Annotated in this window: 16 protein-coding genes; 8 read left to right on the top strand and 8 right to left on the bottom strand. The window is 59.1% G+C overall.

Annotated features, from left to right (window positions below):
- Positions 1-3: 3 nt before the first annotated feature.
- Positions 4-1101, top strand: a complete 1098-nt coding sequence (locus tag msub_RS19185; protein ID WP_048497720.1) for an anhydro-N-acetylmuramic acid kinase — start codon at positions 4-6, stop codon at positions 1099-1101.
- Between the two features lie 13 nt (positions 1102-1114).
- On the opposite strand, the gene erpA is transcribed toward msub_RS19185, so the two are convergent.
- The 4 genes from erpA to argC form a co-directional block, all read right to left on the bottom strand.
- A complete protein-coding gene (gene erpA, locus msub_RS19180; RefSeq protein WP_197083922.1) occupies positions 1115-1447 on the bottom strand; it encodes an iron-sulfur cluster insertion protein ErpA in 333 nt (110 codons plus the stop codon).
- An 84-nt stretch (positions 1448-1531) separates the two neighbouring features.
- On the bottom strand, positions 1532-2029 hold the full coding sequence (locus msub_RS19175; protein WP_048497718.1) for a bactofilin family protein: 498 nt from the start codon (positions 2027-2029) through the stop codon (positions 1532-1534).
- A gap of 1 nt (position 2030) precedes the next feature.
- The gene (locus msub_RS19170) at positions 2031-2771 is read right to left on the bottom strand and encodes a DUF6776 family protein (protein WP_048498040.1); all 741 of its coding nucleotides are present in this window, start codon (positions 2769-2771) and stop codon (positions 2031-2033) included.
- Between the two features lie 16 nt (positions 2772-2787).
- Positions 2788-3825: an N-acetyl-gamma-glutamyl-phosphate reductase gene (argC, locus tag msub_RS19165; protein ID WP_048497717.1), complete on the bottom strand. Its 1038-nt coding sequence runs from the start codon at positions 3823-3825 to the stop codon at positions 2788-2790.
- 154 nt (positions 3826-3979) lie between these two features.
- Between argC and msub_RS19160 the strand changes: the two genes are divergently transcribed.
- The 6 genes from msub_RS19160 (at position 3980) to msub_RS19135 (ending at position 10176) form a co-directional block, all read left to right on the top strand.
- Entirely contained in the window at positions 3980-5755 is a 1776-nt protein-coding gene (locus msub_RS19160) for a chloride channel protein (protein WP_048497716.1), read from the top strand.
- Positions 5756-5758: 3 nt separating this feature from the next.
- Complete coding sequence (hemJ, locus tag msub_RS19155) at positions 5759-6181, top strand: protoporphyrinogen oxidase HemJ (protein WP_048497715.1); 423 nt, start codon at positions 5759-5761, stop codon at positions 6179-6181.
- 41 nt (positions 6182-6222) lie between these two features.
- Positions 6223-6981: a bifunctional hydroxymethylpyrimidine kinase/phosphomethylpyrimidine kinase gene (gene thiD / locus msub_RS19150; RefSeq protein ID WP_082146609.1), complete on the top strand. Its 759-nt coding sequence runs from the start codon at positions 6223-6225 to the stop codon at positions 6979-6981.
- On the top strand, positions 6978-7637 hold the full coding sequence (gene thiE, locus msub_RS19145) for a thiamine phosphate synthase (RefSeq protein WP_048497714.1): 660 nt from the start codon (positions 6978-6980) through the stop codon (positions 7635-7637). Before thiD ends, thiE begins: the two co-directional genes overlap by 4 nt.
- Before the next feature lie 15 nt (positions 7638-7652).
- The gene (gene hemL, locus msub_RS19140; RefSeq protein WP_048497713.1) at positions 7653-8933 is read left to right on the top strand and encodes a glutamate-1-semialdehyde 2,1-aminomutase; all 1281 of its coding nucleotides are present in this window, start codon (positions 7653-7655) and stop codon (positions 8931-8933) included.
- A 322-nt stretch (positions 8934-9255) separates the two neighbouring features.
- Positions 9256-10176: a lipase family alpha/beta hydrolase gene (locus tag msub_RS19135; RefSeq protein WP_048497712.1), complete on the top strand. Its 921-nt coding sequence runs from the start codon at positions 9256-9258 to the stop codon at positions 10174-10176.
- A gap of 35 nt (positions 10177-10211) precedes the next feature.
- Here the strand turns inward: msub_RS19135 and msub_RS19130 are convergent, their stop codons facing one another.
- Genes msub_RS19130 through msub_RS19115 form a run of 4 tightly spaced genes read right to left on the bottom strand, consistent with a single transcriptional unit; the run spans position 10212 to position 13306 of the window.
- Positions 10212-11534 carry a tetratricopeptide repeat protein gene (locus msub_RS19130; RefSeq protein WP_048497711.1) on the bottom strand — a complete coding sequence of 441 codons (1323 nt, stop codon included), beginning with the start codon at positions 11532-11534 and terminating at the stop codon, positions 10212-10214.
- A 53-nt stretch (positions 11535-11587) separates the two neighbouring features.
- The gene (locus msub_RS19125; RefSeq protein WP_227506856.1) at positions 11588-12016 is read right to left on the bottom strand and encodes a hypothetical protein; all 429 of its coding nucleotides are present in this window, start codon (positions 12014-12016) and stop codon (positions 11588-11590) included.
- Positions 12013-12708 carry an anti-sigma factor family protein gene (locus tag msub_RS19120; RefSeq protein ID WP_048497710.1) on the bottom strand — a complete coding sequence of 232 codons (696 nt, stop codon included), beginning with the start codon at positions 12706-12708 and terminating at the stop codon, positions 12013-12015. Before msub_RS19120 ends, msub_RS19125 begins: the two co-directional genes overlap by 4 nt.
- A 10-nt stretch (positions 12709-12718) precedes the next feature.
- Entirely contained in the window at positions 12719-13306 is a 588-nt protein-coding gene (locus msub_RS19115; protein WP_197083907.1) for an RNA polymerase sigma factor, read from the bottom strand.
- A gap of 225 nt (positions 13307-13531) precedes the next feature.
- Here msub_RS19115 and msub_RS19110 point away from each other — a divergent pair, with 225 nt between their 5' ends.
- The gene (locus tag msub_RS19110; protein WP_048498036.1) at positions 13532-14494 is read left to right on the top strand and encodes a DUF4382 domain-containing protein; all 963 of its coding nucleotides are present in this window, start codon (positions 13532-13534) and stop codon (positions 14492-14494) included.
- Positions 14495-14500 lie beyond the last annotated feature (6 nt).

Here is a 14500-nt window from a genome sequence, read left to right as displayed (position 1 = left end):
ACCATGGACGCCTGGATCGGTTTGATGTCGGGCACCAGCATGGACGGTATTGATGCCGTGCTGGTGTCCTTCCAGGGCAACTCCACCCAGATTCACGCATCCCACACCTTACCCTATCCCGACGAGTTCCGGCACAGACTCCTCGCAGCAAGCCAGAACCATGCAGCCCCCGATGAAATCGGCGAGTTGGACACCCTGGCCGGCACACTGTTCGCGCAAGCCGCAGCGGAAGTCATCCGGCATTCCGACCTCCCGATATCGGCCATCCGCGCCATCGGAAGTCATGGTCAGACGCTGCGCCACCAGCCTACCGGAGCGGCGCCCTTCACGATCCAGATCGGCAACCCCTCGGTTATTTCCGAAACTACCGGCATTACCACCGTTGCCGACTTCCGGCGAAGGGACATGGCGGCCGGGGGGCAGGGAGCACCGCTGGTACCGGCATTCCATAAAGCCTTTTTCAGCTCAGATACCGAGGACCGGTGCATACTGAATCTCGGGGGCATCGCAAACATAAGCTGGATCCCGTCTAATGGCATTAACCCGGTAACCGGCTTTGACACCGGGCCGGCCAATGCCCTGATGGATGCCTGGTGCCTGGACCAGACCGGCCTCCCCTTTGACAGTGACGGCCACTGGGCCAGCGAAGGCACGGTGAATCACGACTTGCTCAGCGACATGCTCTCGGATGCCTACTTTTCGAGAAAACCGCCGAAAAGCACGGGCAAGGAAAGGTTCAACCTGGATTGGGTAAAGATGCAGGTGAGCCGCCATCCCGAGATTCCAGCGGAGGACATTCAACGGACGCTGTTACAACTGACGGTGGAGAGCCTGGTGAGTCAGTTGCCCCGGCCCCGAGACGTACGGATTTATGCATGCGGAGGCGGGGCAAGAAATCCGGTATTAATGGCGGAGCTTGAGAGGGCCCTGCCCGAGGCCCGTATATTGCTGACCTCAGAGCTGGGGTTGGACCCACAACTGGTTGAGCCGGTGGCCTTTGCCTGGCTGGCGAAACAGGCAATAGAAGGCATGCCAGGCAACCTGCCGGAAGTGACCGGGGCTTCTGGCCCGAGGATTCTCGGGGCCATTTACCCGGCCTGAGGGCGGCAGGGAATCAAATTGAGAAAGAGCTGCCGCATCCGCAGGTTGAGCTGGCATTGGGGTTCTGGACGATGAACTGGGAGCCCTGGAGACCTTCCTGATAGTCAACAGTGGCACCAACGAGATACTGATAGCTCATCGGATCCACCAGAAGGTAAACGCCGTCGCGCTCGATGACGGTATCTTCTTCATCCTGATCCTCATCGAATGAAAAACCGTACTGGAACCCGGAGCAGCCGCCCCCCGTCACAAAGACACGGAGTTTGAGTCCGGAGTTACCCTCTTCCTCGATTAACTCACGCACCTTGGCAACGGCACTGTCGCTGAAGAACAGTGGTGTGGCCATTTGTTGCTGAACTGCACTCAAGTTCGCCTCCGGATGTTCGCTGGCAAGTCAGGGGATTATGGTATTCCTGACTAAAACAATCAACTATTCGGACTTTCCACCATCGCCCGCCCCTTCATCTGATTCGACGGGCTTGCCAGTACCGCCGTCTCCTTGCTGCAATTGCAGGGTGGAGGGATCATCCTGTTTACCGAGCAACCCGACCGGATCCCTCTGGTGCACCAGGTTTCCGTTGACCGATGCCCCCATCGCCATTTCGATGAGGTTGTAATACACGTTGCCATTTATCGCGGCTTTCTCTGCAAGTTCAAGATGGGCCGAGGCGTAGACATCGCCGTTTACCGTACCATTGATGATCACATGGGGCGCATTGATATCGCCGGTGACTTCACCAACTTCCGAAACCCGGAGCACCGCATCTGCTCCTTCATCGGCAATCACCTTGCCGATAATACGCCCGTCTACATGTAAACCACCTGAAAAGTGAACATCCCCCTCGATGGCTGTACGGGAGGACACCAGAGTATCAAAATGGCCAGAAGGCCTCCTCGGCTTCTGCTTCTGCTTTTTCTTGCCAAGCATGTCAGTTCTCCGTTAATTCATCCCAGTTAAAGGTACGCTCCGCCTGCGACGACTTCCGCCCCTCAGCCTGTGCGACCACTTGAATCTCGATCGGCTGAAAATCTTCCGGCAAGGAAAGCGTTCCTTCAACATCCTGAAAATACCGGAAACGGAATTTCACTCCCAGATCCTCAATTTGCTCAGAAAGGTCCCGCAGGGCAATTACCTCCTTTTCCTCGTCACGCAGGCCGATGACATTGACCGCCACCACACCGGAGATGTAGCTCTTGTTATTGCCAACCTGTGTCAGAACCAGCTTGAAATCATACGCTCCCCGGCCTGGGCTGGGAGCCAACGTAAAGTTGTCAACCTGCAAACCCTTGCTAGCCTCAGAGGGCGCCATGATATTCTTATAGAAGGTCAGGTCGGACTGCAGTGACGCAATACGGGTTTCCAGGTCAACAATGGTTTTGCGGGCCTGGTTCAGTGCCTGCTCATCGATAACCTGCCCGCGTTCGAGATTGACAAGCTGCTGCCGGGCTTCACGGAAATCCGTCCGGAGGGTCTCGACTTCCTTCTCCAGCAGCTGGTTCGACTGTTCCGCGCTGGAAAAGCGGAACCCGTTCTGCGCCAGGCCGGCGGCATACCCGGCGACCGCTGCTACAATGGTGAAAACCAGCAGGATCGCTGTTCTGCGCAGGCGGTACCCGGGCCGGTGCGGGATGACAACATATTCCTGGGCCGGTTTTCTGTGCTTGCTCACAATGTTTCCTTCGGCATCACGGCAGAAGTGCCGGCGCGTCAAGGCCCATGGTTTCTTTCAGCCCGAACATGATATTCATATTCTGAACCGCTTGCCCGGCAGCGCCCTTGACCAGGTTATCGATCACCGACGTGACAATAACAATGTTGCTCTGCTCCTGGCGATGCAGAGCCATCCGACACTGGTTTGCTCCCCTCACGCTCCGCGTTTCCGGGTGACTGCCAAAGGGCATCACATCCACGAACGGCTCGGCTTCGTACCGCTCTTCGAAAAGTGCCTGCAGCCGGTCGAAGTCCGCCGGATCTTTCAGTTCCGCATAAAGCGTGGCCTCAATCCCCCGGATCATCGGGATCAGGTGGGGCACGAAGGTCACGCCCACCTTGCCGCCGGCTGCATTGGCAAGGCCCTGTCGGATCTCGGGCAAATGCCGATGGCCTGACGCGCCATACGCCTTGAAGCTCTCCCCAATCTCGCCGTGCAACATGCCGATGCTGCCTTGCCGGCCAGCACCGCTGGCTCCGGACTTCGCATCCGCGATCAGTCGCGCGGGGTCCACCAGGCCATGTTCAAGCAGCGGCAGAAAACCCAGTTGAACAGCCGTCGGGTAACAGCCCGGGTTTGCCACCAGTTGTGCACCACGGATTTCATCGCGGACCACTTCCGGCAGCCCGTAGACTGCTTTCTCAGCCCACTCCGGGCTCTCGTGCGGCATGCCGTACCAGTTCGCCCAGACGTCCAGGTCTTTCAGCCGGAAATCGGCAGAAAGATCGACCACACGCACACCTGCGGCAATCAGGTCTGGCACCATTCTCATGGCGACTCCGTGGGGCGTTGCAAAGAAAACCAGATCGCAGTCCGCCAGCACGCCGGCATCGGGCTCGGAAAACGCCAGATCGTAATGCCCACGCAAATTGGAGTACATGTCCGCCACCGGCACGCCCGCCTCCGAGCGTGAGGTAATGCAACGGACAGAAACTTCAGGGTGAACCGCGAGGATTCTCAGCAGCTCCACACCGGTGTATCCGGTGCCACCAACGATGCCTACTTTAACCACCTTTCTCTCCAGCGACGTCGTATCACGATTTTGAGGATTGACTGCGTAGTCTACCATGATAAACCAATGACTTATTGCAGCCCTCTGGGCGACCGTTACAATGTTGTCAGAAACTTTCTGACGGTCTGCCCATTTTCACCGGAACCCCTGCCTCATGCAGAAAATCTGGCACCAGATTACCGAGAACCTGATCCCCGTATTCCGGCGCAGACTCTCCGGAGTGGACGCATTGCCGCAACTGGCGGTGCTCGGCCTGTTATCGGGCCTGATCACGGGCGGCGTAATCCTGGCCTTCCGACTGGCCATCGAATGGCCCCTTGAACATTTCCTTCCGGGCGAAGGCTTTGAGTCGTTCGAGGAACTGAACCTGCTGACCCGCGCCCTGCTTCCGCTGGCCGGCGCTCTTGGACTGGGCTGGATGTTCCACCGACTGGCCACCCATGACCGCAAGGTGGGCATTGTCCATGTCATGGAACGGCTCAACTATCACCAGGGCTATATTTCCGTCCGCAGCGCCATCGTGCAGTTCATCTCCGGTGTGGCCACGGTTGTCAGCGGCCAGTCGGCAGGCCGGGAGGGGCCGGCGGTGCATTTGGGGGCGGCGTTCTCCAGCCTGATGGGCCAGTGGATGCGGCTACCCAACAACAGTATCCGGACCCTGGTTGCCTGCGGCTGCGCAGCGGCAATATCGGCATCATTCAATACGCCCATCTCCGGTGTCCTCTTCTCCATGGAGGTGGTGATGATGGAGTACACCATTGCCGGCTTCACCCCCATCATACTGGCGGCGGTCAGCGCCGCCATTGTCACCCAGGCGGTGTACGGCACCGAGCCCGCTTTCAGTGTGCCCGCCCTGACCATGAACTCCCTGTTGGAAGTTCCCTGGATTCTGGTGATTGCAGTCAGTATCGGTATTGCCGCAGCCCTGTTTATTCACCTGGTGGATGCCATGGGCAAACACAACCACCGGCCGGTCCTTCTGCGCATCACCATCGCCGGCGTTCTGATGATGCCGTTCGCTGTTCTGGTTCCCGAAACCATGGGGATCGGCTACGACACGGTAAACGAAACCATCAATGGCCAGCTCGGGTTCTGGTTACTGCTGGGCGTGGGCATTGCCAAGCTGGTCATCACCTCGCTGTCGATCGGACTGGGCATGCCCAGCGGCGTTATTGGCCCGACACTGTTCATGGGGGCAACCCTGGGCGGCGCCATGGGCCTGGTCGGAGCCCAGATCATGCCTGAGCACGCCTCTTCCGTTGGCTTCTACGCGATGCTGGGAATGGGTGCCATGATGGGCGCGGTCCTGCAGGCGCCACTGGCCGCCCTGATGGCGCTTATGGAGCTGACCCGCAACCCCAATATCATCCTTCCGGGTATGTTGATTATCACTACCTCAAGCCTGGTAACCAGCGAAGCGTTCCGGAAAAAATCGCTGTTTCTGACCATCCTCAAGAATCAGGGACTGAGCTATCAGAATTCACCGGTGATCCAGGCCCTGCGCAGGGTATCCGTGGGAGCCATTATGGATCGCGGCATTTTGCGGACCGAACGACATCTGTCCGTTGAGGAAGCCCGGAAAGTGCTGAAATCCGAACCCAAGTGGCTGCTGGTCGAGGGCAGTAACGGGCCCACCGCCCTGTTACCGGCGGTGGATCTCGCCCGCTACCTGGAAGACACGGAAAAGCTGGTAGCCGCAGAAGAGATTGTTCCACCGGAGTCCATCGACCTGATGGACATCCCTGCCAACCGCCGCGACGTTGCGCCGGTCCAGTACCAGGCAACCCTTGAGGAAGCCCTCAATGAATTCGAGTCAACCAATGCCGAGGCCCTGTACGTACAACGTCACGTGGCACCCATGATCCAGCGGGTTTATGGTGTGGTGCTTAAATCCGACATCGAAAGTTATTACCAATACCGACGGAGCTGACGAATGCTGTGGGTCAAAGCCTTCCACATAATTTCCATGGTTTGCTGGTTTGCCGGGATCTTCTATCTGCCCAGGCTGTTCGTCTACCACGCCGCCTGCGAGGATGAACCCGGGCGAGAGCGGTTCAAGATCATGGAGCGCAAGCTTTACCGGGGCATTACCACGCCTTCGATGGTTGCTACGGTTGTCTTCGGGGTGTGGCTGATCAGTTATAATGCCTCTGGCTATTTCAGCCAGGGCTGGCTGCACGCCAAGCTGTTACTGGTGGCCGTACTGATCGTTTACCATTTCTATTGCGGGCATCTTGTCAAAGTGTTCCGGGACGACCGAAATACCCGAAGCCACGTATTCTACCGCTGGTTCAATGAGCTGCCGGTTCTGATCCTGCTGGCCGTTGTTGTCCTGGCTGTTGTCAAACCGTTTTGAGGAGCTGAGCCATCAAACGCTATACCCGACCCCAGGTGCTGATTCTTTCCGGCCTCGATCCGTCCGGCGGTGCCGGTATTCAGGCTGACATACAGGCAGTCACCTCATTGGGCTGTCATCCCTTGCCGGTTATTACCTGCCTCACCGTTCAGGACACCCGGAATGTATATGGTGCCGAAGCAGTATCGGCGGAACTCATTCGCCAACAGCTTCGGTGTCTCGCCGACGATGTCCCGATTCACGCGATCAAGACCGGTGCCCTGGGTAATGCAGCCGTCGTGGAGGCTCTGGTGGACTTCATCGGCGAACACCCGGGGTTGCCCTTGATTACCGACCCGGTAATCAAGGCCGCCGGTGGTGGCGATCTGGCCGACGATGAACTGATCAAAGCCATGAAGGAGCGGCTCTTTCCCCTCGCCGAAATGATTACCCCGAACGGTGTCGAACTGGCCCTGTTGGGACACAGTGACAACCCCGATGAGGCAGCCGGAAACCTGCTGAAAACCGGTTGCCAGTCGGTTCTTGCGACCGGGGGCCACGGCACCGGCATCCACATCACCAACACGCTTTACAATCACAGCCCGGAGCCGATGCGCTGGGAGATTGAGCGAATTGGCGGCGAATACCATGGCACCGGCTGCACGCTGGCAGCGGCCATTGCTGCAGGCCGGGCCTCGGGCCTGTCGGCCCGGGCAGCCATTTCCCAGGCACAGAACTACGTCAACCACGCGATCCTTCACGCACTCGACGTTGGCAAAGGCCAGCCGGTGCCAGACCGGGGAATTCTGTGGGAGCGATGAGCAAAGGGCTTCGCCCGGGCCTGTACGCCATTACCGATAGCCAGTTGACCCCACCGGCCATGCTGATTGAATCGGTTGAAGCAGCCCTGCGGGGTGGGGCGGTCATGGTACAATACCGGGAAAAATCCGCCCCCATGGCCGAGCGGGTAGCGCAGGCCAGCAACCTTCAGGCTGCGTGCCGGAACGCCGGCGTACCACTACTGATCAATGATGACCCGGAACTGGCAAAACGGGTGGGGGCCGCGGGCGTTCACCTGGGACAGACCGACGGCTCGCTGGCAGCAGCCCGCCGGTTGCTCGGGGAGCAGGCCATCATCGGCATTACCTGCCATGCCGACCTTGCACTGGCACAGGCCGGGCTGGAACAGGGTGCCGACTATCTCGCATTCGGGCGTTTTTACACCTCATCAACCAAACCGGGGGCGCCGGCAGCATCGCCCGAAGTGCTCACCGAGGCGAAACGCTTCAACCGCCCCCTCACGGCCATCGGCGGGGTAACCACCGAAAACGGAGAGCCCCTGATTCGTGCCGGTGCCGACATGCTCGCCGTGGTTGGCGGCCTGTTTGGGGGCAGTGCTGACGATATTGAACAACGGGCACACGAATTCGAACAGCTATTCGCCCGTCACCACCCACTTTTTACACTTCCAAGATAACAGGAGCCCAGACCCATGACGCACTCCGAAACCCTGTTCGAGCAGGCGCAGAAATACATTCCCGGTGGCGTAAATTCTCCGGTCCGGGCCTTCCGCGGTGTCGGGGGAACGCCCATCTTCTTCAACCACGCCGAGGGCGCCTACCTGTATGACGAGGATGGCCAGCGCTATATCGACTACATTGGCTCCTGGGGACCAATGATTCTTGGCCACGGCGATCAGCGCATCAAGGATGCCCTGCACGCCCAGGTCGATCTGGGCGTCGGCTATGGCGCACCTACGGCGCTTGAGACCGAGATGGCCAAAAAGGTCTGCGAACTGGTGCCCTCCATCGATCTGGTGCGCATGGTGAACTCCGGTACCGAGGCAACCATGAGCGCAATCCGGCTGGCCCGGGGATACACCGGTCGAGACAAGATCGTGAAGTTCGAAGGCTGCTACCACGGTCATGTGGACTCCCTGCTGGTCAAGGCCGGCTCCGGCGCACTGACCCTCGGCGTACCGAATTCACCGGGTATCCCGGCCAGCCTTGCCCAACTCACCCTTACCCTGACCTACAACGACATCGAGGGTGTCCGGGAGACCTTCAACAAGATAGGCGACGAGATTGCCGCCATTATCGTGGAGCCGGTGGCCGGCAACATGAACTGCATCCCGCCGGTACCGGGGTTCCTTGAAGCTCTGCGAGAGGTCTGCGACGAGTATGGCACGGTGCTGATCTTCGATGAGGTAATGACCGGCTTCCGGGTCTCCCTGGGCGGCGCCCAGGGCTTGTTTGGCGTGACGCCGGATCTCACGGCTCTGGGCAAGGTGATTGGCGGCGGGCTTCCGGTGGGCGCCTTTGGTGGCAAGCGGGAAATCATGGAACACATCTCGCCGCTGGGCCCGGTCTACCAGGCTGGCACCCTGAGCGGAAATCCACTCGCCATGTGCGCGGGCCTGACAACGCTGAACGCTATATCCGAGCCCGGTTTTCACGATCGCCTGACCGAGAAAACCCATGCCGTTTGCCGGGGGCTGAAGGAGGCCGCCGACGCCACCGGCGTCCCCCTGACCGTTCAGGGCGCCGGCGCCATGTTCGGTTTCTTCTTCACCGAAGCGCCAACGGTTACCCGTTTCGACCAGGTGATGGCCTGCGATGTGGAGCGGTTCAAGAAGTTCTTCCAGGGTATGCTGAAAGAGGGTATCTATCTGGCACCCTCCGCCTTTGAAGCCGGCTTCACCAGCGCGGCATTGTCAGAAGAAGATATTGCCCATACAACGGCGGCGGCCAAGCGAGTCATGGCCACGCTCTGATCAGGATGTGCCACCCCGCAAGTCAGGCCGACGCTTGTCCTGCGGGGCCACTCATGTGATGCGCCTCACAGTTCCGGATAGAACCCCCCCGACTTACGCGTTACGCCGTTGACTTGCCAGCCCCACTGATCAAATGTTAGTCGCATCTCTACCGAGATGCTCTGACGGCACCAATCTAACAAGCACAAGAACGAAGTCAGCGCACGGACGCACTCAGTCTGCCATCCGGCGGATGCAGCACGAGAAGGAATTCTCTGGAGCAACCCGTTAGGTTGAGCCGCAGTTTGAATAACAAACACAACATCAAACTGTAGGAACGACAATGAAACTCTGGATCAAAGCAATGGCCCTGGCCCTGACTGTGGCCTGGTCTGCACCCTCTGCCGCCTGGTGGTGGGACTCTACCCCGTCCGATTACACGGATACCCGTTATCCGATCGTGCTGGTGCACGGTATGTTCGGATTCGATTCCATCGCCGGCGTGGATTACTGGTACGGCGTGGCCGAAGAACTCCGCAAATACGGCGCCGATGTCTATACCACCCAGGTACCAGCCCTGGACAGCACCATCGCTCGCGGGGAAGCCCTGTTGCCGCAGGTACAGGCCATCGCCGCGGTGTATGGCAAGGTGAACCTGATCGGCCACAGCCATGGCGGCCCCACCGCCCGCTACATCGCCAGGGTCCGGCCGGATCTGGTGGCCTCGGTAACGTCGGTGGGCTCGCCTCACAAAGGCTCACCGGTTGCGGATCTGATCTACGGCTCACCCGCTGAAAGCCTGGCCGCGAGCCTCGGCGATGCGCTCGGAGGGCTGATTGATCTGCTCTCCGGCGGTGGTTACGATCAGGATCTGCGCTCCAGCCTTTACTCTCTGACAACCCAGGGAAGTGCCGAATTCAACAACTTTGCTCCGGCCGGTATGCCAACGACGGCATGTGGCGAAGGCGCATACTCGGCGAACGGTGTGCGTTTTTATTCCTGGGGTGGCACTGGCGTGCTTACCAATGCCCTGGACCCGTCCGATGCGCTTCTCGGAACCACCAGCCTGGCATTCGGTTTCAGCCAGAATGATGGCCTGGTCGGCCGCTGCAGTAACCGGTTTGGTAAGGTTATCCGGGATAATTACTTCATGAACCATCTTGATGAAGTGAATCAGGCGCTGGGACTGCACAGTCTGTTCGAGACAGACCCGAAAGCGGTTTACCGGCAACACGCCAACCGGCTAAGGAATGCCGGTCTGTAACTGCCCACCCGGCCTTCTGGCCCTGTGCGACAGGGCTAGAAAGCACCTTCCAGGGTGACCATGACCGTCTGGCGGGTATAACCGTACTGAGCCAGACTGCTGCTGTTATCACGAACCCGCCACTCTCCCCGCACCAGCCATCGCGCATTCAGCGATTGCTCTGCCAGTAAACCAATCTCAACCCGGCTATCCTCTCGGCGCCCGCTCTCACCGGCCGAGGCCAACACTACATGGGGGCTCTGGTAACGGCTGTGGCGAACGGAGCCCAGGGCACCGACGACAATATCCGGCCGCCAACGGTAACGAGCCGCCACTTCCAGGGTATGTCGGTAGGGTGACACACTGATAAATTCCTCTGCAGTACGCAGGTCCCGGCGATTATTGATGTCAAGGGTGTACTCGCCATCAAAGCGCCAGCTTCGGTAATACCTGAGTGCGTGCAGTCGGGCCCGATACCACTGGCCATCGTAGGCGCCATAATCCGGGCCGCCATTCACAGTGCCTGCTGCGAGGCTCACGCCGCATTGCTCAGGGCTACCCACCAACGGGCATCGGTTCCAGCGATAGAAGCCTTCAACCCCGTAGCGACGTTCCAGGGAGCGACTGTCGAACCACGACTGCACAACCGATACCACAGCACCTCGCTCCCCGTCGACAAGCGTTTCCGTCCAGCCCGCACGCCCCTGCAATACACGGGTGTCGTAATTTCCTTCAGACGGGTATTTTCGGGCGTAAGCCGCCACTTCCAGGGCGAAGCGGGAGCGGGCGCCAGCCGGGTGTTCAAGTGTTCCGGCCGCCAGTGCATCGAGGAAGATGCCGCCTTCACTGGAGGCGGAGGCCTCCGGCAAACCGGCAATGTTGGAATCATAACCGCCGGATAGGGCCAGATAGGCCCGGCGCTCGGTTCGGCGGCCTGATTGTTGACCGGCTTCACCAAGCTTGCGCAATTGGGCAAGGGCCAGGGCCCGGATCTTGTCGGGAGAACCGTCGGCAGCGGATTGCTCGAACCAGCCCCGGGCCGCCCTGGAATCCCCTCGCTCAAGTGCCACGAGGCCGAGGTTATAACGCGCCAGGAAACCACTTGAACCGTCCAGCAATGCCCGGAAGGCCGTCTCGGCGGCTGCATAGTCCCCGAGCTGGTAACAGGTAACGCCCAGATTGTAGAAAAGGGAGGGGGATGTCAGGCCGGCAGCGATGGCGTTTTCAAAGTGCGCCCTGGCGGCCTGCAGGTTGCCACTTTCAAACGACTGAATGCCGTCCTGGAGCTGCTCCATTCCGGCATCGGTTTCGGCCGCCTGAAGCCCAAGGGGAGCCACCAGTAAAACGGATAAGGAAAGGGCAAGCCAGTGCGCCAGCAAACAGATTTCTCCGGATTGTTCATCACAGGACGGGCTGGCTTAGCAACTCAGTTTCAGCGCTCTCGTCCCGCAGCATCCGGCAGTTCGGGGCGCTGGGGGCGCTCGAGTCCTTCACGGCGATCCGGCCTGTCGGGCCGGCCCTCTTCCAACAGATCGCGTTCCATCAGATCGCGGGTTTGCCGGGCGCTCTCGGACACGGCTTCACCGAACTCGCGTCCCCGTTCACGGACTTCCCTGGCGTCCCGCCCACCCCTGGATGCCTCAAGACCCTTTGAACCGGGCTCGGCCGCGGTTTCGGGCCTTTCAACAACCCGGGGCAGTTCAATTTCCCGAACCACTGAATCTGTAAGCTCAACATCGTCGGTTACCATACGCATGGTAACATCCAGATCGTCACTGGCCAGCGTTATCATCGGTGCCAGCAGCAAAAAAACCAGCGACCCGGCCGACAAAATGCTCCGGGAGAGACGGTCAAACTTCATGATTCTGGATCCTCAACCGGCTGTTCCGGGTACTCAGGAATCGGAGCATGGAAGGTTTTCTGACGATCGCCGGTATCCAGTCGCGCCACCAGCTCACCCGCGCCTGGAAAGAGCAGCTTCAAAGGCAGTGACAAAACATTCTCACCCGCCTCAAGACTGACCTGCCAACTGAGTTTCCGGCGGCCGGGCCAGGAGGCAAGCTCCACATTCGGCGGCAGTTCCAGCGTCAGGGTAACGTTTTCCAGAGCCTCACCAGACCGGAATGCCAGACGAACGGTTTTATCCACAGGCGCCACAACAGGCGCCTCCGGCTTTTCAGCATCCACTGCCACAGAGGCCACAGAACCGAGACCGGACGCATCACCCTCTGCCGGGCCGCCGGAATTCAGCAGAACCCCCAGGCCGACCCCCAGAGCAAGCGCTGCCGCGATGGCTCCGCCCAGTACCGAGTGGCTCCAGCCGCCATCAGCGTTTTTCCCGGATGCGGCAAAAACACGCTGCTCAAAATCCGGCGACGGTGGCGGGATAACGAATCGCTCACGCAAGGCCTCGTTCAGGACACGCTCTGACTCAAGCACCTCATTGCAGGCATCACAACTGGCCAGGTGCTGCACAACCTGGTCATGCTCGGCCGGGGAAAGCCCGTTTATGATGTAGGTGGGCAGGTTCGCCCGGGTTTCTTTACAGGTCATCGTCATCACCTCACTCCCCCACACGTCCGACCGGCTCGACGGGTTCCAGTTCCCGCTGCAATTTTTTTCGCAAGGCGGCCCGGCAACGGTGCAACCGGGATTTTACAGTGCCGACCGGAATATCCAGAACCTCGGCCAGATGTTCCTGGCGCCAGCCATCGACATCATGGAGTAACAACAGAGTTCGCTGATCCGGCGTCAGCGTTGCCAGCACCCTATCCAGAACCGGCCCCAGCCGGGCCTGCTCGAGTTGCAGATCCGGCCCCACGTGATCGGATTCCAGGCTGTCCAGCCAGTCTGCCTGACCTTCCGCCCCAATCAATTCCGTCAGCGAGCGATCACCCTGGCGGTTCCTGCGCCGGACCTGATCAATAAACTGACGATACAACACCCGATTGAGCCACGGCCGCAACTGCTCCACAGACTCCAGCTCATCCAGCCGCGGGTAAAGCTTGGCTACCACATCCTGAACCAGATCTTCGGCGTCCTGCTGCTGCCCCGCCAAACGGAACGCAAACCGGTACATGGCCTCCAGATGGGGCTGCACCAGTATTTCAAAGCGCCGGGCCTTAGAAGGCTTGAAAGGAAATATTGCCAAAGCCGTTGTTTACCTGCGTAGGTTGATTCAAACAGCGCAGTTTATAACAGACTGCCGGCCCGATGCATTTGCTGCTGTCCCGGAATCACCGGCCCAAAGCGACGGGAAGATGAGGAAACGTTAACAAAAAAACCGGAACTCTGCCTTCTCTGCGGTCGTTTTACCCGGGTCAGGTAGCGATATTGCTTCGCTACGATTCCTGAAAAATAAGCCATGGAGGTCTATATGAAACGTTCGATCCAGCTTTTCACGGTTTCAGCCCTGGCTGCAGGCATTGCGGCCTGTGGTGGCGGGGATGGCGGCCAGTCCACCAGTTCCACGGGCACGGTTTCGTTCGGTGTAACCGACGCGCCGACGACGAATCTCTCCAACGTAACCATCTCTTTTACCGGGATGTCTCTGAAACCGGCCGATGGCGATTGGGTAGAGTTCACCTTTGATGAACCAAAATCATTGAACCTTCTGGAATACCAGGACGGCCTTAGCGCTCCCCTGATTACTGACGAAGAAGTGCCCGCGGGCCAGTACTCGGAACTGAGACTGAACATCAATGTTGAGGATTCCGACACGGACGACGATTCTCTGTCGGACTCTTATGTAATAACTGAAGACGCGCCTGACGACCTCAAAACGTTGGCGGTCCCCTCCAGTGTATTAAAACTCAAGGGCAATTTTCTCGTAGCCGCGGACACCACGACAGACTTCACCATCGATTTTGATGTCCGGAAATCCCTTGTCGATCCGCAAGGTAAGTCACTCGCAGACTACCTGCTGAAACCGTCGCTCCGGTTGGTCAGCAACCTTCAGGTGGGGTCTATTAACGGAGAAGTTGACTACCCGTTAATCCAGCAGACTCGCCTGGACGACGATCAGGCGGCTAATGATTGCGCCGATAACTATGCAGGGTCGGTCTACGTTTTCGAAGGGCCTGACATTGAACCCACAGATATCAATGTCAACAGCGAAGACGTACAACCGCTCATGGCAGTTCCGGTTTCCAACGAGGATTTGTCTGGCCTGTACACCTACACCGCAGCCTTCCTGCCGGCCGGCGACTACACCATCAGCTACAGCTGCCAGCTCGATGACAACGAAATCGACGATGCGCTGGACTTCCAGGGTACTCAGAACGTAACAGTGGTTGCTGACACCGAAGTGCAGGCAGAACCGATTCCGCTGCTTCCGTGATTCTCA

Source organism: Marinobacter subterrani (assembly GCF_001045555.1).
GTDB classification, from domain to species: domain Bacteria; phylum Pseudomonadota; class Gammaproteobacteria; order Pseudomonadales; family Oleiphilaceae; genus Marinobacter; species Marinobacter subterrani.
This window is presented reverse-complemented; position numbering and strand designations above follow the sequence as displayed.

Coding starts and splice junctions, on each gene's coding strand:
- msub_RS19185 (WP_048497720.1), top strand. CDS start 4: ATGGACGCCTGGATCGGTTTGATGTCGGGCACCAGCATGGACGGTATT.
- erpA (WP_197083922.1), bottom strand. CDS start 1,447: ATGGCCACACCACTGTTCTTCAGCGACAGTGCCGTTGCCAAGGTGCGT.
- msub_RS19175 (WP_048497718.1), bottom strand. CDS start 2,029: ATGCTTGGCAAGAAAAAGCAGAAGCAGAAGCCGAGGAGGCCTTCTGGC.
- msub_RS19160 (WP_048497716.1), top strand. CDS start 3,980: ATGCAGAAAATCTGGCACCAGATTACCGAGAACCTGATCCCCGTATTC.
- hemJ (WP_048497715.1), top strand. CDS start 5,759: ATGCTGTGGGTCAAAGCCTTCCACATAATTTCCATGGTTTGCTGGTTT.
- thiE (WP_048497714.1), top strand. CDS start 6,978: ATGAGCAAAGGGCTTCGCCCGGGCCTGTACGCCATTACCGATAGCCAG.
- hemL (WP_048497713.1), top strand. CDS start 7,653: ATGACGCACTCCGAAACCCTGTTCGAGCAGGCGCAGAAATACATTCCC.
- msub_RS19135 (WP_048497712.1), top strand. CDS start 9,256: ATGAAACTCTGGATCAAAGCAATGGCCCTGGCCCTGACTGTGGCCTGG.
- msub_RS19125 (WP_227506856.1), bottom strand. CDS start 12,016: ATGAAGTTTGACCGTCTCTCCCGGAGCATTTTGTCGGCCGGGTCGCTG.
- msub_RS19120 (WP_048497710.1), bottom strand. CDS start 12,708: ATGACCTGTAAAGAAACCCGGGCGAACCTGCCCACCTACATCATAAAC.
- msub_RS19110 (WP_048498036.1), top strand. CDS start 13,532: ATGAAACGTTCGATCCAGCTTTTCACGGTTTCAGCCCTGGCTGCAGGC.